General features: G+C 50.8%; 18 protein-coding genes. 8 read left to right on the top strand and 10 right to left on the bottom strand.

What is annotated here, in order from left to right:
* The 4 genes from glpX to PPL9_RS20360 all read right to left on the bottom strand — a co-directional run.
* The coding region (glpX, locus tag PPL9_RS20375; RefSeq protein WP_057464400.1) for a class II fructose-bisphosphatase at nucleotides 1–829 on the bottom strand (829 nt) is incomplete at its 3' end.
* Nucleotides 830–875: 46 nt separating this feature from the next.
* On the bottom strand, nucleotides 876–2201 hold the full coding sequence (locus PPL9_RS20370) for a homoserine dehydrogenase (RefSeq protein WP_057464399.1): 1326 nt from the start codon (nucleotides 2199–2201) through the stop codon (nucleotides 876–878).
* Between the two features lie 31 nt (nucleotides 2202–2232).
* Nucleotides 2233–3444 (bottom strand): LL-diaminopimelate aminotransferase, encoded by a 1212-nt coding sequence (locus PPL9_RS20365; RefSeq protein ID WP_057464398.1) that lies wholly within the window; start codon nucleotides 3442–3444, stop codon nucleotides 2233–2235.
* A 316-nt stretch (nucleotides 3445–3760) separates the two neighbouring features.
* A complete protein-coding gene (locus PPL9_RS20360) occupies nucleotides 3761–4090 on the bottom strand; it encodes a hypothetical protein (protein ID WP_208981937.1) in 330 nt (109 codons plus the stop codon).
* 539 nt (nucleotides 4091–4629) lie between these two features.
* Here PPL9_RS20360 and phaC point away from each other — a divergent pair.
* Both phaC and PPL9_RS20350 read left to right on the top strand, forming a co-directional pair.
* The gene (gene phaC, locus PPL9_RS20355) at nucleotides 4630–6438 is read left to right on the top strand and encodes a class I poly(R)-hydroxyalkanoic acid synthase (protein ID WP_057464397.1); all 1809 of its coding nucleotides are present in this window, start codon (nucleotides 4630–4632) and stop codon (nucleotides 6436–6438) included.
* Nucleotides 6439–6501: 63 nt separating this feature from the next.
* Nucleotides 6502–7095: a DUF6653 family protein gene (locus tag PPL9_RS20350; protein ID WP_208989510.1), complete on the top strand. Its 594-nt coding sequence runs from the start codon at nucleotides 6502–6504 to the stop codon at nucleotides 7093–7095.
* Nucleotides 7096–7098: 3 nt separating this feature from the next.
* Here the strand turns inward: PPL9_RS20350 and PPL9_RS20345 are convergent, their stop codons facing one another.
* The 4 genes from PPL9_RS20345 to PPL9_RS20330 all read right to left on the bottom strand — a co-directional run bounded on the left by PPL9_RS20345 (nucleotide 7099) and on the right by PPL9_RS20330 (nucleotide 9805).
* Entirely contained in the window at nucleotides 7099–7977 is an 879-nt protein-coding gene (locus tag PPL9_RS20345; RefSeq protein ID WP_208989509.1) for an FkbM family methyltransferase, read from the bottom strand.
* A 176-nt stretch (nucleotides 7978–8153) separates the two neighbouring features.
* Nucleotides 8154–8630, bottom strand: coding sequence for a 30S ribosomal protein S9 (gene rpsI, locus PPL9_RS20340; RefSeq protein WP_057464395.1), 477 nt, complete (start codon nucleotides 8628–8630; stop codon nucleotides 8154–8156).
* A gap of 2 nt (nucleotides 8631–8632) precedes the next feature.
* The gene (rplM, locus tag PPL9_RS20335; RefSeq protein WP_057464394.1) at nucleotides 8633–9097 is read right to left on the bottom strand and encodes a 50S ribosomal protein L13; all 465 of its coding nucleotides are present in this window, start codon (nucleotides 9095–9097) and stop codon (nucleotides 8633–8635) included.
* Between the two features lie 231 nt (nucleotides 9098–9328).
* A complete protein-coding gene (locus tag PPL9_RS20330; RefSeq protein ID WP_208981018.1) occupies nucleotides 9329–9805 on the bottom strand; it encodes a hypothetical protein in 477 nt (158 codons plus the stop codon).
* Between the two features lie 300 nt (nucleotides 9806–10105).
* On the opposite strand from PPL9_RS20330, the gene PPL9_RS20325 reads away from it, so the two are divergent.
* Together PPL9_RS20325 and PPL9_RS20320 are read left to right on the top strand one after the other, a co-directional pair.
* The gene (locus PPL9_RS20325) at nucleotides 10106–11332 is read left to right on the top strand and encodes a hypothetical protein (RefSeq protein WP_057464392.1); all 1227 of its coding nucleotides are present in this window, start codon (nucleotides 10106–10108) and stop codon (nucleotides 11330–11332) included.
* A 17-nt stretch (nucleotides 11333–11349) separates the two neighbouring features.
* A complete protein-coding gene (locus PPL9_RS20320) occupies nucleotides 11350–12225 on the top strand; it encodes a leucine-rich repeat domain-containing protein (RefSeq protein ID WP_152986775.1) in 876 nt (291 codons plus the stop codon).
* A gap of 345 nt (nucleotides 12226–12570) precedes the next feature.
* Here PPL9_RS20320 and PPL9_RS20310 read toward each other — a convergent pair whose 3' ends face one another.
* On the bottom strand, nucleotides 12571–13029 hold the full coding sequence (locus PPL9_RS20310; protein ID WP_057464390.1) for a PaaI family thioesterase: 459 nt from the start codon (nucleotides 13027–13029) through the stop codon (nucleotides 12571–12573).
* Nucleotides 13030–13216: 187 nt separating this feature from the next.
* On the opposite strand from PPL9_RS20310, the gene PPL9_RS20305 reads away from it, so the two are divergent.
* From PPL9_RS20305 to PPL9_RS20290, 4 genes are all read left to right on the top strand, one after another.
* Nucleotides 13217–14047 (top strand): enoyl-CoA hydratase, encoded by an 831-nt coding sequence (locus PPL9_RS20305; RefSeq protein WP_057464389.1) that lies wholly within the window; start codon nucleotides 13217–13219, stop codon nucleotides 14045–14047.
* Nucleotides 14048–14069: 22 nt separating this feature from the next.
* Nucleotides 14070–14525, top strand: a complete 456-nt coding sequence (locus PPL9_RS20300; RefSeq protein WP_057464388.1) for a DUF3052 family protein — start codon at nucleotides 14070–14072, stop codon at nucleotides 14523–14525.
* A gap of 7 nt (nucleotides 14526–14532) precedes the next feature.
* Nucleotides 14533–14973 carry a CoA-binding protein gene (locus PPL9_RS20295; protein WP_057464453.1) on the top strand — a complete coding sequence of 147 codons (441 nt, stop codon included), beginning with the start codon at nucleotides 14533–14535 and terminating at the stop codon, nucleotides 14971–14973.
* Nucleotides 14974–15292: 319 nt separating this feature from the next.
* Complete coding sequence (locus tag PPL9_RS20290) at nucleotides 15293–16576, top strand: O-acetylhomoserine aminocarboxypropyltransferase (protein WP_057464387.1); 1284 nt, start codon at nucleotides 15293–15295, stop codon at nucleotides 16574–16576.
* Between the two features lie 133 nt (nucleotides 16577–16709).
* Here PPL9_RS20290 and PPL9_RS20285 read toward each other — a convergent pair.
* A partial coding sequence (locus tag PPL9_RS20285) for a COX15/CtaA family protein (protein ID WP_208989508.1) occupies nucleotides 16710–17769 on the bottom strand: 1060 nt, incomplete at its 5' end.

Below are 17769 nucleotides of genomic sequence, written 5' to 3'. Positions count from 1 at the left end.
CCCCGCCAGCCATTTCTTCCATGGTGTATTTGCGATTGATATCGTCAATACCCATGCGGCCTGCGCGTTCAACCTGCTCTTCGCGAGTGATCACCAGACGGCCCTGCATCTGACCACCAATACAGCGCAGAGCTGCTGCAGCCAAAACGCCCTCAGGTGCACCACCAATACCAACATAAAGATCGATACCGGTCTCTTCAGGATCCGTGGTGTAAATGATGCCAGCGACATCACCATCACCAATCAGGAAGATGGAAGCACCCGTAGCGCGGATGTCGTCAATCAGCTTGGCGTGACGTGGACGGTCCAGCACACAGACGGTTACGTCTTTCACTTCACAGCCCTTTGCTTTCGCAACAGCTGCAAGGTTTTCCTGAATTGGGCGATCCAGATCGATGGTACCCTCAGGATACCCCGGACCAATCGCAATCTTATCCATGTAGCTGTCAGGTGCGTTCAGCAAACCGCCTTCTGGTGCCAGCGCGATAACAGCAATGGAGTTTGGCATGTTCTTCGCACAGATCGTGGTACCTTCCAGCGGATCAAGTGCGATATCAACCTTTGGCCCGTCTTTTGTGCCAACCTTTTCGCCAATGTAGAGCATTGGCGCTTCATCACGTTCCCCTTCACCAATCACGACAGTACCGTCGATTGGCAGCTGGTTCAGTTCGCGGCGCATTGCGTCCACAGCAGCCTGGTCAGCTGCCTTTTCATCGCCCCGCCCACGAAGACGTGCTGCAGATACAGCAGCACGTTCCGTAACGCGTGCAAGTTCCAGTGTCAGAATACGGTCAAGAACGTCAGTTGCGTCCTGATGACTATCCGCCATTTAAACCTCTCGGGTGTCCTGTTTTCACGTTAAACGTGAGGAAGTATTATTTCAGGTTCTCAATTCGTAACATCTGAGGCTTACCAGAAGTTACTTTTTCAGCAGCAATCGCATCCAGAGCTTCGCGCACAGCCAATTCAGTGGTCTCATGCGTGATAAGGATAACACTTCGCGGTGCTGCAGGATCGCTTACACCATCCTTATCATTTCTGGAATGCGGTCCACGTTGGACAATAGACTCAAGTGAGATCCCTTTGTCCGCCATACAGCGCGCAATTGTGGCAAAAGTACCGGCTACGTCCAACACAGCCAGACGAATATAGTAACCACCTTCATGCGCTCGCATACGCGCTGGAACATAATCTGCAAGTGTTGTCGCAGACTGACTAAACACCGGCAGAGAAACATCACGTGCAATATCGACCAGATCGGAGATCACAGAGGATGCTGTTGCATCACCGCCTGCCCCCGGACCAACCAGCACCACTTCACCAACTGCATCACCATCAACAGCAACGGCGTTCAACACACCATCAATGCGAGCGATTGCAGAAGACTTCGGCACCATGGTCGGGTGCACGCGCTGTTCGATCCCTGTATCAGTGCGCTGAGCAACACCCAGCAGCTTGATCCGGTAACCCAGCTCATCCGCAGCGCGAATATCAGCCGTCGTAATGGAAGTGATCCCTTCCACATAGATCGCATCTGCATTCACTTCACAGCCAAACGCAAGGCTGGTCAGCAGAGCAAGCTTGTGTGCGGTATCAAAACCTTCGATGTCAAAGGTTGGATCAGCTTCGGCATAACCAAGACGCTGCGCATCAGCAAGACACTCAGCAAACGACAAGCCTTCCTGCTCCATCCGCGTGAGGATGTAGTTACAAGTGCCGTTCATGATGCCGTAAACGCGGGACACATCATTGCCCGCAAGGCTCTCACGCATGGTCTTGATGATTGGAATACCACCAGCAGCAGCGGCCTCATAGTTGAGGCTCACATCTTTGGCTTCTGCAAGGTGTGAGAACGCAACCGCGTGCTTCGCCAAGAGCGCTTTGTTGGCTGTGACGACGTGCTTACCGGTTTCTAACGCAGTGCGAACACTCACCTCAGCCGGACCGTCTTCACCACCAATCAGCTCCACAAAAACATCAATCCCGTCGAACTTGGCAAGTTCAACGGGATCTTCAAACCAGGTCAATCCATCCAGATTAACACCACGATCTTTAGAGCGGCTGCGAGCACTCACAGCCACTACTTTGATAGGTCGGCCACATCGATTGGCAAGAACATTCGCCTTGGCCTCGAGGATACGCACCAACGAAGCACCGACGGTTCCTAGACCAGCAACGCCAACTTTCAAAATATCAGTCATAAATACCCAGTATCTGTAGGTGGGCGGGCGCCTAAGCGCCCGATTTACTCAATTCCTCAGAATTGCTGCCCGCGTCTTCAAAAAACTTCCGAATGCCACGTGCGGCCTGCCTGATACGCTGTTCGTTTTCAACCAGACCGATACGTACAAAACCTTCACCGTGTTCACCAAAGCCGATTCCCGGAGCAACCGCCACATCTGCCTTTTCAATAAGCAGCTTGGAGAACTCCAAAGACCCTAGATGCTTGAACTGGTCTGGAATTGGAGCCCAGGCAAACATGGATGCTTCTGGAGCAGGAATATCCCAACCAGCGCGTCCAAAAGAGTCGATCAACACATCACGACGCTTCTTATAGATCTCGCGAGTTTCACGAATGCAGTCATCTGATCCGTTCAACGCAGACGCAGCTGCCACCTGAATTGGAGTGAACGCACCATAATCCAGGTAGGACTTCACGCGAGCAAGAGCCGCAATCAGACGTTCATTACCAACTGCAAAGCCCATACGCCACCCCGGCATGGAGAAGGTTTTGGACAAAGAGGTAAACTCAACAGCAATATCCATTGCCCCCTCTACCTGCAGGATGCTCGGAGGAGGAACATCACCAAAGTAGATTTCGGAGTACGCCAGATCAGAAAGCACATAGATTTCGTGCTTACGCGCAAAGGCAACCACATCGCGATAGAAATCCAGATCAGCAACACTTGCTGTCGGGTTCGCTGGGAAGCACAGAATAATTGCAATTGGCTTCGGAATAGAATGGACCACAGCCCGCTCCAGAGCCTCAAACAGCTCAGGACCCGGAGTTGCCGGGATAGACCGCAGCGAACCACCTGCCATCAGGAAGCCAAATGCATGAATTGGATAGGATGGATTAGGGACAAGCACCACATCGCCCGGCGCGGTAATCGCCTGAGCCATGTTGGCAAACCCTTCCTTAGACCCTAGAGTCGCAACAACTTGCGTATCTGGGTTTAGCTTTACACCAAAGCGACGCTCATAATAGCCAGCCTGTGCCTTACGCAATCCCGGGATCCCTTTGGATGCGGAATAGCGATGTGTGCGCGGGTTCTGAACAGTCTCCACCAGCTTATCGACAATATGTTGCGGAGTAGGCAAATCAGGGTTGCCCATACCCATGTCGATAATATCGGCGCCTGCCGCTCGCGCTTTGGCTTTCAGACGATTGACCTGTTCAAAGACATAGGGCGGGAGCCGGCGTGTCTTGTGAAAGTCGTCCATGACGCGAGCCTCACTTTCTTCAGTTTAGCGTTTCAAGCTATATTTTGATTTCTGTTCAAACTTGGTCCCGAGTCATTTCAGCCAAGTTTCCACGGCCTTTTAGCAGGTGCGAACATTTTTCGCATCATTCATGAGGGATAAAACCGACATTTTTTTAAAGTTTTCAAAGAAGATGTGAAACTTTAAATCCAAAGAAAAAGCCGCAGAATTCTGCGGCTAACAACGGGATCTACAATTTCGACTTGAGAAATTAGACGGCTTTCACACAAAATGCACAACTAAAGGTGCATTCGCCACATGAAAATGCGGCGAAAGATTATTGCGCCTGCACATCCTGAGATTGCTCAGCCTGCTCACCAGCAATCGTTTTCAGCTGTTCGGTACTAGACTCAAAGCTCTCACCAAGACCTGCCCTGCGCTTACTCTCAGAGGAGATTGCAAGCAGATTGGCTTCAGAAGCCGCACGCTGTTCTGGGGAAAGCAAATCGCTGGAAACTTCTGGCGGCAGTTCAGCCACACCAGTCTGCTTTGCGCCGTTGCCTTTTTCGATGGCCTCGTAAACCGTCAAAGATTCGCCAAATGCACAACCGCCAACAAAACCTGCCAGCACAACTGCACAGCAAACTCGTTGAAACTTAAGCAACATCTGGAACCTCGCGTTTTATCTGATGACGACACAAAAGCAGCGCACATAACTTTATTAAAAATGCACTTAGCAGTTGCGTCATCCGTAGTCCACATATATTACCCTGTTAACAACACATAGTTTATTACTCTAGGGCAGTTATCATTTACTGAACACAGAACACGATATACTCAAACCATAGCCGATAAATATTAAGAAGAAATACTATTATAATTCGGAGTATTCCGAGTTTTCCTCAAGAGTTGAACTCATCCATAAAACTTAAGAATAACCCAAAACTTCTCACAGTTCCGCAAGAGCACTTTACTTGCTAAATACCTACTAAGAATCCACCTAAGGACTAAGACAATCAGCATGGATTTTCACGTGCCTGTCAAAATTCTTAGGGATATACTCATTATGCCGTTTTTGTAGGCTAAGACACCGCCCCATTACGCATGAGTGTATGTGGTATATTTTTGAGCACGATCACGCACACCAAATACTATTGGGTCTGGCGAGTATTAATCAGACACCAGATACGAGGACTGAGCAGGCAAATGACCGGTGAAGACACCAATCCAATGTTGCAGTACATCCTCAATAATCCTGAGGAGTTTGCCAAGAACCTCTCCGAGATCGCCGAAAATGGCGGCAAGGCTCTGGCAGCCTATCTGGAGCCTCGCGAAAAAGGCGAAGCAGCATCCGGTGGCACCGAAGAACTCAACGCAGTGGTAAAGACACTCGCTGAGGTCGGCAATTATTGGATGAAAGACCCTTCCCGCGCCATAGAAGCTCAAACAAAGCTCTGGTCTGGATATATGAACATCTGGAACTCCACGCTCCAGCGCATGGCTGGAGAGGAAAGAGAACCAATCGTTGTCCCCACCAACACCGACAAGCGCTTTAAAGATAGCCAGTGGGACGACAACAACTTCTTCGACTTCATCAAGCAGATGTACTTGCAAACGAGCAACTGGGCTGAAGAACTTGCAGAAGGCGCCGATGAACTGGATGATCACACGCGCCATAAGGCGGGCTTTTACATAAAGCAAATCTCCAATGCCATGTCTCCGTCCAACTTCATCCTCACCAACCCGGAGCTGCTGCGCGAGACCATGTCGTCCAACGCCGGCAATCTGGTGAAGGGCATGAAGTTGCTCGCGGAAGACATCAAGGCCGGTCACGGAGACCTACGCATCCGCCAGACAGACCCGGATAAGTTTGAAGTTGGCGTGAACGTTGCAGTCACACCCGGCAAGATCGTAGAACAGAACGATGTTTGCCAGCTGATTCAATACACACCAACGACAGAGACCGTTCTCAAACGTCCGCTCCTTATTGTTCCGCCTTGGATCAACAAGTACTACATTCTTGATCTTAACAAGGAAAAGTCGTTCATCAGATGGGCCGTGGATCAAGGCCACACTGTCTTTGTAGTCTCGTGGATCAATCCGGATGAGACACAGGCTCAAAAAAGCTTTGAACACTACATGCGCGACGGCATTCTCAACTCTCTGGAGCGCATTCGCAAAACCACCCAGCAGACGACCGTCAACGCCATTGGCTACTGCGTCGGCGGCACTTTGCTGGCTGCTACCCTCGCCTATCTTGCCAAAATCGGAGAGCAAGATCGCATTGCATCTGCGACCTTCCTGACCACTCAGGTGGATTTCACCTTTGCAGGCGACCTGAAGGTGTTTGTGGACGAGGAGCAGATCGAAATTCTTGAACATCGCATGGGCGAGAAAGGGTATCTGGACGGCTCCAAAATGGCGACGGCCTTTAACATGCTGCGCTCCAATGACTTGATTTGGCCTTATGTCGTCAACAATTACCTGCGCGGTAAAGATCCATTCCCGTTTGACCTGCTCTATTGGAATGCGGATAGCACGCGCATGCCTGCTGCCAACCACTCCTACTACCTGCGCAACTGCTACCAGAAAAACGCACTTGCGAAAGGCGAAATGGAACTGGCCGGGCAAAACCTCGACTTGAGCGATGTCCAGATCCCGATCTATAATCTGGCAACAAAAGAAGACCACATTGCACCTGCAAAATCCGTATTCAAAGGCTGCGGATGTTTTGGAGGTCCCGTGGAGTACGTTTTGAGTGGCTCTGGCCATATCGCTGGTGTCGTCAACCCACCATCCAAAGAGAAATACCAATACTGGACAGGAAGTAAGCCGGAGGGTGCTTTGGAAAACTGGATGCAAGATGCATCTGAAACCCCTGGGTCATGGTGGCCACACTGGCAAAAATGGATTACATCTCAGGATGATAATCAGGTAAAAGCACGCAAACCGGGCGCACGCCGCACAAAAATTTTGGAAGACGCACCAGGCAGTTATGTTAAGGTGCGCATATAAAGAGAACACGCAGTGAGTCTGCTCGACGCCACGCTTGTTCTCACGAAATAAATGGAGGACAACGTGGCAGGAGATCCTAAGCTATCACAAATGCAACCGCGGAAGATCGGCGGCTGGGATCCTCGACATGTTCGGCACCTGAACACACAAAGCGCTGCCCTCACGCGCATGAACAAGCCTAAAAACCTCTTGGCAAGAATCCTTGTGCTTCCTGCCTTGCTTGCACCTCTGTGGTATCAACCAGCGCTCGGCTGGTTCTGGGCATTAGCCCTTTCACTTGCAGCTGTTGCATGGGTTTGGGTCATTCCACCCTTTGGCAAAAAAGCAATTGGCGCACAAACCTGGCTGCAAAAAGCGATGCTGGGTGAGAGAATGTGGCTGAACCGGATGTTTGTTCCAGTTCCAACCCCTTATCATCAAAAAGCACTCGCTCTTCTTGTCATCGGACTAATCGCAGTTGGCACAGCGATCTGGGCAGCAACCACCAACAATCTTCCGCTCATGCTTACGGGTGGCATCCTCGCCTACCTCGCAAAGCTCGCCTCACTGTTTGTGATGGTGAAAGTCTTCGAGCATATGAAAAATGCCCATCCGCTCTACAAGAGCTGGCGCAACATTCCAGTCAACGACAACAGCCTGAAAGCAAAAGCGAGCTGAGTCTTAGTCGGCCAACAAGGGCGCACCATAACCGTCTTGCTTTGCAGAAACAGACGACGCTCGCCCCTGTCCTGAAACAAACCAGTAATCTGCTCCGGAGAGTTCCGGCTGGGTGACCACATATCCCCGCAACTTCATAAAGGCGATTAAGGCATCTTTCTGCTTTGAGTTATGATTGTGCTCAACGCATAGGAAGTCAAACGTCCTGCGCGAAAAATCTATTCCCTTGAGAACCTCCAGCTCAGTACCTTCCGTATCAATAGATATAATGGGAATGTGATCGGGCACATTGTGCTGAACCAGGATATCCTCAGTCCGAGCAATAGGAACTTCAATCTCGCGCCCGGGCTTCGTTCCTTGGCCTACAACGGAGAGCATCCCAGAGTACTCCGAAGTATCAGCACAAAAGAAGCGAAGTGCTCCCCCTCCCGAACTCCAAGCCGCTCTCTTATCCAAATCAGCGTCACGCCCTGAGCAAATCCGCTCCCAGCAATCTGGATTGGGCTCCACAAGCAAACCAGACCAACCCAATGCCTTCTCAAAAAGGAAACTATTGGAAAGGTGCGTTCCATCCCCAACGCCTATTTCTACAAAAAAACCTTTTTGCTTCTCGTAGAATGGAAACTGCTTGAGGAAATGCAGCTCCTGAAAGCGCTGAGCACGGCAATAGTAAAAGTACTTCTCACTCAACCGCGCAAGCTGCTCATCAGCCAAGCCAACTCGCAAAAACTCTTCCAATCGCCTCATGTTGGAAAAGCCCTTATGCTCTTTCAGATAAAGCACTCTCGAAGCACTTAGGTTTTTCTTATCCAACCGCAAAGCAAGACGAGCCAGCGTCCCACTTCGTTTGTGCGGGGCAAGCGCCATTAGGAATGCCGACAAGAACTTTTGCGACCACCGGATCAATGCACATCCCCACCACAGTTTCGCACAAACGTGGCAGGTAAACCCCAGCGCAACAACTCTGCAATTTCACCCACGGCAAGACAGAGAGCCCAAACACAAAAAGGGCCGCCAAATGGCAGCCCTTTCCGTAAAACTGTTTCCAGTATCGCGTATTAGCGCTTGGAGAACTGGAAGGAACGACGAGCTTTACGCTTACCGTACTTCTTACGTTCAACAACACGGCTATCACGAGTAAGGAAGCCTTCTTTCTTCAGAACCGGACGCAATGCTGGCTCGTAGAAAGTAAGTGCTTTAGAGATACCGTGACGAACAGCACCAGCCTGGCCGGAAAGACCACCACCAGCAACAGTAACGTTGATGTCGTACTGGCCATCACGCTCGGTGAGCATGATTGGCTGACGCAGGATCAGCTGAAGTACTGGACGAGCGAAATACTCAGCGTACTCTTTACCGTTTACAACGATTTTACCGGTGCCTGGCTTGATCCATACACGAGCGATAGCGTCTTTACGCTTACCGGTTGCGTATGCACGGCCTTGTGCGTCGAGCTTCTGTACATGTACAGGAGCTTCGTTCTCGGTAGGGGCGATTGCGCCGCCCAGTTCCTCAAGGGACTGTAGCTCAGACATAATTAACCCCTCTTCGCATTTTTAGGATTCATGGCTTTAACGTCTACCACTTCTGGAGACTGGCCATCATGCGGATGTTCTGCAGCAGCATAAACACGCAGGTTACGCAGCTGTGTACGGGAAAGAGGTCCGCCTGGCATCATACGCTGGATAGCCTTTTCCAGAACGCGCTCTGGGAAACGACCTTCGATCAGCTGACGTGCAGTGCGCTCTTTGATACCGCCAGGGTAACCAGTGTGCCAGTAGTACTTCTTGCTCTGGTATTTTTTACCAGTCAGTACAACTTTGTCTGCATTGATAACGATTACGTTGTCGCCATCGTCGATATGTGGTGTGTAGGTCGGCTTGTGCTTGCCGCGCAGACGGTTTGCGATGAATGCTGCCAGACGGCCAACAACAACGCCTTCTGCGTCGATCAAGATCCACTTCTTGTCGACCTCAGCCACTTTAGTGGAATGAGTCTTCATAAGATCTACCGTAGTTTTGACGGTTAAAATTCTTGGGAGAAATTCGTTCAGGCCCGAAAGAGCAGCTAAACGTGATAGCTCCGTGTAGGAACGGGTAGATACGCGAGCTTGAGCACAACGTCAAGAACAAAAAAACACACACTCAAGCAAATTAATCAATAAAATCAAATAGATATAAAATAGGTATTATAATACCACACTTTTTCCGCATGAATCTGAGGTTTTTGCACCTCAGGAAACACCGGCAGCACGTGCAGCAGTCAAAATAAGGTCATCTACCTGCAATTCATAGAAGACCCAGTTGGCGCTGTAACAGCTGACATAATAACCAAGACCAGCAAGTGCCACACGATATTCGCGCAAATTAATGGGTGTAAAATGAACCGGATAGAAAAACCGCCAGCGACTTCGGGTCAGGCGTGTCGTCAACGTGGCATTTGCCAGCAGCAGATTGAAGAACACCAGGCTCACGAAGACAATTGGATCACCAATAAAGGCCGTATCCAGATAGAACATCGTCTCGCGGAATTCAGCAAAGACCCGAGGCTCACTGACCACATAAAGATCAAAGAACGCAGGAACAGCCAGAATCAAAAGGATATTCAGGGCTAGAAAGCCAATATAGCCGATCGTGGCCAATAGAGTTCCGAAACGGAGTGGTACCAACAGGAAATCAAAAATGAAACCGAAAAACGCACGATAGAACACAAGCCTGCTCCCCCACACGCCGTCTTCTCAGGTCTCCCATCCATCAAAAAACGGCCTTTGGCTTTAGTCCCTGAATTTTAAGTGGCTTTTTGCTTTTGGATCAACAGACAATTCAACTTTCAGGCAAATTTAATTCAAAAGTTTCAATAAGCTGAGGGTTTTAGGCACTTCAACGCAGTGTCGTCTTGTAGAGCACATGCTTCATACATTGGATAACATGGGATGAACACATTTCCGTGCGGAAATCATCGAATCGATTGCTCAATCCAAAGTTGCTTTTCTCAGGTATCAAATTTTCAGATGCACCTCCCCTTTCTCTTTCTAATTCCGTCCTTGTTCATAAAACCTGCCCTTGCAGAAAATCCACCGGTCCAGATCATCATAGACGTCAGCACCACCACACCTATGAGCGGAACTGCAACAGTCACATTTCCAGCTCCACAAGGCCTCAGGTTACTGAAGCCCCGCACCATTCGAGGGGATGCAAAAACGCCACCAATTCAGTTCTTCTGCGACGGAATTCAAAAGGCATCCATTACCTATGGAAAGCAATTATCATGTCGTGAGTTGCAATGGACTGTCACCTTCCAGAATGTGCAAACCGCCCCTCACGCCATTGCAAACCAGCAAAACCTCTACTCTCCCTCTGGATGGTGGAGCTTAACGGAGTGGGATGACATTCCTCGCTTCGAAGGTATCTCTGCAACAGAGATCTGCGGCAAAGTCCTTAACAAGGCGCAGGCAATCAAATGCAGCGCCCTGCCCACCCAAAACGAACCACCACTGATCCTTACATGGGGCAAGACCACCAAAACACTGGAAACCGGACAAACAACGCTCACGCTGTTCAAAGACGACCCGACTTCAGCCTTGAAAGCAGAGAACCTGCCCGCTCTTCAACAACAACTTGCGTATCTGAAAGCGTTGCTTGCACCCGAGGAGCGCACACCAAACAATATCGATCTCGTGTGGGTCGCAATTAACAAGAAGCTGGGGCAAATAGCTGGAGCTGCTGGCAAACAAGCGTTCCTTGCCAATTTTGCAGTAACCGATGGCGCAGCCACAGACGACAGCATCGCCAAACTTCATTGGGTCTCCGGCCACGAACTCTTTCACTTGCTGGCAACCCAATCTTACCCACTCTGGATATCTGAAAGTCTTGCTCAATATTACGGCTACAAATCACTGGAACAAGCTGGTTTACAATCAGAAACTCCGATGGAGCAATGGCAAAACTTTCAAGAGCGCTACCCTCACGCAGCAACAGGCCTTTATGAAGCCCACACCAAAGTAACGCGCGACAATAACCCCAGCTACTACCCTCTCTTCTATATGAAAGGCGCTGCATTCTGGCAGGCAGTTGATCAGAAATTGCAGAAGGCAGGAACATCACTCGATAAGGTTCTGCCTCAAATAGAAGCCGCAGCAGCAAATGATGCGGCATTATCGTCAAGAACAATCGGCCTCCTGAAAACTACGCTTTCGGAGCAAGTCGTTTCAACGCTACAACAGCAGTACCTCCACTAAGCGCATTGCAGGTTCCCATGATCACACAGGATTCATTTCAGTATCAGCAGCTCAAAAGCATCAGGCACCGTCAAGATGGAACCCCATGCGCAGTCCGGTCCCGCGGCAAGCAGACGGATGTCGCGCTCACAAAGTGCGAGTTGAACCGTTTCCCATCAGAGTTGTTGCATCATCATTCCTTAAGAAGCCTCTATCTGGGACAGAACCCAATCAGCGAAATACCGCAGGCCCTATCCGGCCTTCAGGCGCTAAGGGAACTCTACATCTACGGATGTAAGCTGACACAACTGCCCGACAGCCTCTGTGACTTGCGAAATCTGGAGATCCTGGACCTCAGCCATCAAGCATTGAAGTGTCTTCCGGAAAAGTTAGGAGCTTTAAAGAAACTGCGTGTGCTCTATGCAAGCAACACCGTCATGACGCAACTGCCAGAGAGCATTGGTGATCTGTCTGCACTGGAGTATCTCGGCTGCACCGACAACACCATTACACATCTCCCGGAAAGTTTCGGGAACCTGCAAAATCTGAAGGAGCTAAGGCTCTACGGCAATGGTTTGCGTGTATTACCCTCGCACTTCTCCAACCTCTCATCCTTACGAGAAGCTTATTTGCGCGACAACGCCCTCACAAAGCTTCCTGAGAATATAGACGAATTGCATCAGCTCGAAGTGCTGGACCTCCGCAACAATCAAATATCCCAGCTCCCAGAAGATATTGGAGATCTTCCCAATCTCTATCAGTTGGACCTCAGGGCAAATCCATTGGAAGAACTGCCCGCCAGCATGAGTAACCTGAAGAACTTGCGCAAGCTGGATCTGCGCTGGACACGCCTGACCAAAGAACCGGAGTGGTTTGAAATCCTGCGCGAACAAGGTACGTTGATTTACCTCTGAGCGGCAAAGTACCCCTGAAAAACAGTGGTGGCGATCCACGCCCCACATCTTACCATGGGGAATGCATCGCTATCTCTTACTCACCCTATCGCTTTTGTTGCTTTGGACCTGGAATGTCCAAGCTCAGGAAAGCAAGTTCCGCAAACGTCCTCGCAGTCTGTTTAAACAGCCGGACTGTTATTGCACCAACCGTGGCCTGCGGATTGAGCTGGGTGATTTTTCCTGTCTGTATGTAGACGGCACTGCCTATCTGGCCCAATGCCAAATGGCACTCAACAACCCCATGTGGCGCAAAATTCAGGATGGATGCCCAACCACGCAGTTGGACAACAAACAGCACGCATCCTATCCCTTGAACGACGCCGGCGGGATGGAGTAAGTCGCGGTAGCATGGGCAATCAGATCACCGCTCCCTTCACGTGTAATTTCGCAATCCATAACAACAAGGCGTTTGCCGCCCTTCAGGATGCGACACGTGGCGATCATCTCACCAGCTTCAGCTTTACGTAGGAAGTTGATATTGATGTTGGTGGTCACAGCAAGCGCATGCAGCCCCATATTACCCAGCAGAACCACATAGGCTGCATAGTCAACCAGAGCCATCAACGAAGGACCGGAAACAGTACCACCAGGACGCAAATGTACGTCCCCGGCCTTGAGCCTGACAATTGCTTTTCCCGGTAGAATTTCATCGATGAAATATGCACGACCTAATGCGTGCATCTGCGGAAATGCCTTGTCCAGAAATTCCGTCAGTTCTGCCGGACTAAACTTAACAGCAGGCGCCGCCACCTCACTGGTCATGAAGTCCCTCCTCCTCATGCAAGCCGACATACTGATATATGGCTCCATGATTTACCAGCTGAACAAAAGTTCTAAACCGTTGCGCTAGGCTCAAGTTTTGTTCACTCTGTGATTTAACACTTAATCATGGCCCGATAGCCTGCTAAAGGCATCTTAACGACTATTTTCAGCACTATGGAGAACCATTATGTCTGACGCAGACACCACCAAAGATCAAAACGAAGCAGAACGCCCGATGCTTGGCAAACTGCTGCACAATGGTGTTCAGCGTATCGTCATGCAGCGCCCTGAGCGTATGAATGCTCTGTCCATGGCCATGATGAAAGAGCTCTGCACCGCGCTGGATGAAGCCGCAGCAAACCCGGAAGTGCGCGTCGTTTTGCTTGGCGCTGAAGGCAAAGTCTTTTGCGCAGGCCACGACCTGAAAGAACTAACCGCAGCACGCGCGCAAGCAGATGGCGGCAAAGTTTTTTATCAGCAGACATTCGATCAATGCGCTGAGCTCATGCAGAAGATCGTGAACCTGCCAAAGCCAGTCATCAGCGTTGTAACTGGCGTTGCAACAGCAGCAGGCTGCCAGTTGGTCGCTTCCTGTGATCTGGCACTAGCACTGGATACAGCCACCTTCTGCACCCCAGGCGTTAACATCGGCCTCTTCTGCTCCACCCCAATGGTAGCCCTTACCCGCAACATTGGCCGCAAACAGGCCATGGAAATGCTTTTGACTGGCGAAAGCATCGACGCCTCCACCGCAAAGGAATACGGCTTGATCAACCGCGTGGTGCAAGCAGACTATCTGGAAGTCGTAGTTCAGAAATACGCTGAAGTGATTGCATCAAAATCAGCCCTTACCGTCAAAACCGGCAAGGAAGCCTTCTACAAGCAAGCCGACATGCCATTGGCAGAAGCGTATGCCTACACCTCACAGGTTATGGCAGAAAATATGCTGGCCAATGACGCAGAAGAAGGCATCAACGCCTTCCTTCAAAAGCGCACACCGGATTGGAAAGACAGCTGATCAAGATGTAAGGAGCAGCCCAATGACAGCCGGGTTTTCAAAAAGATCACTAGCTCAAAAGCTAGGCCTGAAACCCGGTATGCGCTGCTGGTGGTACAACATGCCACAAACCGTTTCCGATGAAATTGCAGCAGGAGTTGACGATCTGGTCCTCCTGCCCGCACTGGAAACTGGTATCAGTGCTGCCCATATCTTTGTAACAGGTCAAAGCGAACTGTCAGAATTGCTAAGTAAGCTGCGCAGAACACTGGATGCAGACGGCATGATCTGGGTGTCTTGGCCTAAGAAAGCATCCAAAGTCCCTTCAGAGGTGACAGAAGATACGGTTAGAGAAGTTTGCTTGCCTATGGGGCTGGTCGATATCAAGGTTTGCGCAGTTGACGCTGTCTGGTCCGGTCTCAAGCTTGTTATTCGCAAAGAGCTGCGTGAAGAGCACAGACAAATGCAGCTGGCGGCCAATGAAATTGCAGAAAGTTGATAAGAACATGAACCACGATCATTATTCAGACGACTACATTCAGGACATCCTGAAAAGCACCAAGACAATCGCGCTGGTCGGCGCCAGCAACAAGCCGGAGCGTGCCAGCTTCCGCGTGCTGGGCTACTTGCTGGAGCAAGGCTACACCATTTATCCAATCAATCCCGGTCAGGCAGGCACCGAAATAGCCGGCGCAAAAGTCTATGCGTCCCTGACAGACCTTCCAGAACCCGTCGACATGGTCGATGTCTTCCGCACTTCAGAAGCAGCGGCTGGTGTCATCGATGAGGTAATCGCTCTGCCAACGCTCCCCAAAGCAATCTGGCTTCAGCTGGGCGTCAGAAACGACGACGCAGCCGCGCGGGCAGAAGACAAGGGAATCAAAGTGGTAATGGACCGCTGCCCTAAGATCGAAATCCCACGTCTGGCATCAATTACAGCCAGCTAAACACTCCTATCAGGCGCTCTCGATACCACGAACATTGAGAGCGCATCCGATAAATTAGAACGATTTTCCAATCCCACCAAGCAGACGCGAACAGAATTTCAAGCATCAAATAGTCGGCAAGTTGCTTGAGCTTTCTGCAAGAGTGAAGAGTGCTCATCTTTTCATCTGAGCTTGCCAACCTCCGGTTGCCCCCTCATAGTTCCTAGCGGGAAATTATATAAATTTCAGCAGAGAATGACGCGCCTGTTCCAAGGGATTGCAAACCATGCACCTTGCGCAGAACCGTTCCATCCTGCAAGCGCATTGAAAGGACTGCCTTATGAGCGATCACACCCCAGGCTTTGATACCCTTGCAATTCACGCAGGCGCGAAACCAGACCCAACCACAGGCGCGCGCGCAACACCAATCTACCAAACCACATCTTTCGTGTTTGAGGATGTAGACCACGCTGCGTCCTTGTTTGGCCTGCAAGCATTTGGCAACATCTATACCCGCATCACAAACCCAACCACCGCTGTTCTTGAAGAGCGCGTGGCAACATTGGAAGGTGGCACTGCAGCTCTGGCTGTGGCATCCGGCCACGCCGCACAACTTCTGGCCTTCCACGCTCTCATGACACCCGGCTGCAACATCGTCGCCTCCAAGCGCATGTATGGCGGCACCATCAACCAGCTCAACCATTCTTTCAAAAGCTTCGGCTGGGATGTGAAATGGGCAGAAGGTCTGGACGCACAAAGCTTCGCAGACCAGATCGACGAAAACACCCGTGCCGTCTTCATTGAAAGTGTCGCTAATCCAGGCGGCGTTATCATGGATATCGAGGGCATCTCAGCAGTGGCCAAAGATGCTGGCATGCCTCTTATCGTCGACAATACGATGGCAACCCCATACCTCTGTCAGCCGATTAAGCACGGCGCAGACATCGTGCTGCATTCCCTGACCAAGTTCATGGGTGGACATGGCAACTCCATGGGCGGCGCCATTGTTGATGCCGGTACATTCGATTGGGCAGCATCTGGCAAGTATCCAATGCTGACCGAACCTCGCCCAGAATACAACGACATGCGCCTGTTTGAGACCTTCGGCAACATCGCCTTTGCGATCTGCTGTCGTGTCCTCGGCCTGCGTGATCTCGGTCCAGCTATCTCACCGCAAAATGCCTTCATGCTCATCACAGGCATCGAGACACTTGCGCTGCGCATGCAGAGGCACTCTGACAATGCCCTGAAGGTCGCTGAGTTCCTCCAAAGCCATCCAGCTGTCAGCTGGGTTTCTTATGCAGGCCTCGCCAATGACCCATTCCATCAGGCACATCAGAAGTACTGCCCGAAGGGTGCAGGCGCTGTCTTCACCTTTGGCCTGAAGGGCGGCTATGAAGCAGGCGTTGAACTGGTAAAAGGTCTGGAATTGTTCTCCCACCTTGCCAACATCGGTGACACCCGCTCGCTCGTCATCCATCCAGCATCTACCACTCACCGCCAACTGTCTGATGATCAAAAGACAGCTGCTGGAGCAGGCCCGGATGTTGTTCGCGTCTCCATCGGCATTGAAGATGCCGCTGATATTATCGCGGATCTGAAACAGGCCCTTGAGAAGGCGTAATATCTATACATTTCAATGCAGTACGATTGATAAATGAATCAATCTGCAAGCAATGATCACAAAACAAGAAAAGGCGCCCACAAGGCGCCTTTTTCGATTCCACATCAAGCACTTAATCAGACAAACTGAATCTTTATCTCAACGCAGCTTCCTTTTCACGGCGAAGCAGACAAACCTGCTCGACAGCGAGTGCCAGAACAATAAGCGCCATCGCCTGATGCGCCAATGCGCGATCCATCGGCACCATGCCAAGCAGCGTCACAACACCAAGGAATACCTGAACAACAATCGCCACCATCAACCAGCTGGCATTGCTCTTCAGCACGCTCTCTCTGTTGCCGCGCATCAGATAGAAACCCTGCACAAACACAGCAATCACCAGCGCATAAGCGATCATGCGGTGCTGGAACTGCACCATCATCACATTCTCGAAAAAGTTGATCCACCAAGGAGACATGACAAACAAACCTGATGGAATAATCTGCCCATCCATCAGCGGCCAGGTGTTAAAGGTCAGCCCTGCATTGAGGCCTGCAACCAATGCCCCTAGGAACAGCTGAAAGAGCACCAAGCCAACAATGGCATATGCACCAAACAAACCATCACCAAACACATTCCAGCCTTCACGCTCAAGCTCTGGGCGGCGCTTTAACACAGCTGCTAGATAATACAGGTAAGCAAACAGAATACAGGCCACACTCAAGTGCACAGCAAGACGGTACTGGCTCACATCCACGCGGTTCACAAGGCCAGATGCAACCATCCACCAGCCAATCGCCCCCTGCAATCCACCAAGCAAGAACGCAACCACAAGCCGCGGCTTAAGCCATGAGCTCACCTGCCCACGAGCCCAAAACCACACAAGCGGGATGAAGAAGAAGAGCCCAATCACCCGGCCCAGCAAGCGGTGTCCCCACTCCCACCAGAAGATGGACTTGAACTCGCCAAGCGTCATACCCTCATTGAGCAGCTTGTACTGCGGGATCTGTTTGTATTTCTCAAATTCCTCCGCCCATTCAGCTGCACTCAGCGGCGGAATGGCACCATGTATTGGCTTCCATTCAGTAATGGAAAGGCCGGATTCGGTCAGGCGGGTCGCCCCGCCAACGACAACCATGACCAAAATCAGGAAGCAGATAAACAGCAACCACACGCGAATTTGCCTGCGGTTGGAAAGGTCTTGAGCAGAAAGA

This window comes from Pseudovibrio sp. POLY-S9 (assembly GCF_001431305.1).
Lineage (GTDB): Bacteria > Pseudomonadota > Alphaproteobacteria > Rhizobiales > Stappiaceae > Pseudovibrio.
Note: the sequence above shows the minus strand (reverse complement) of the source record. Positions and strands in the feature narration are given on the sequence as shown.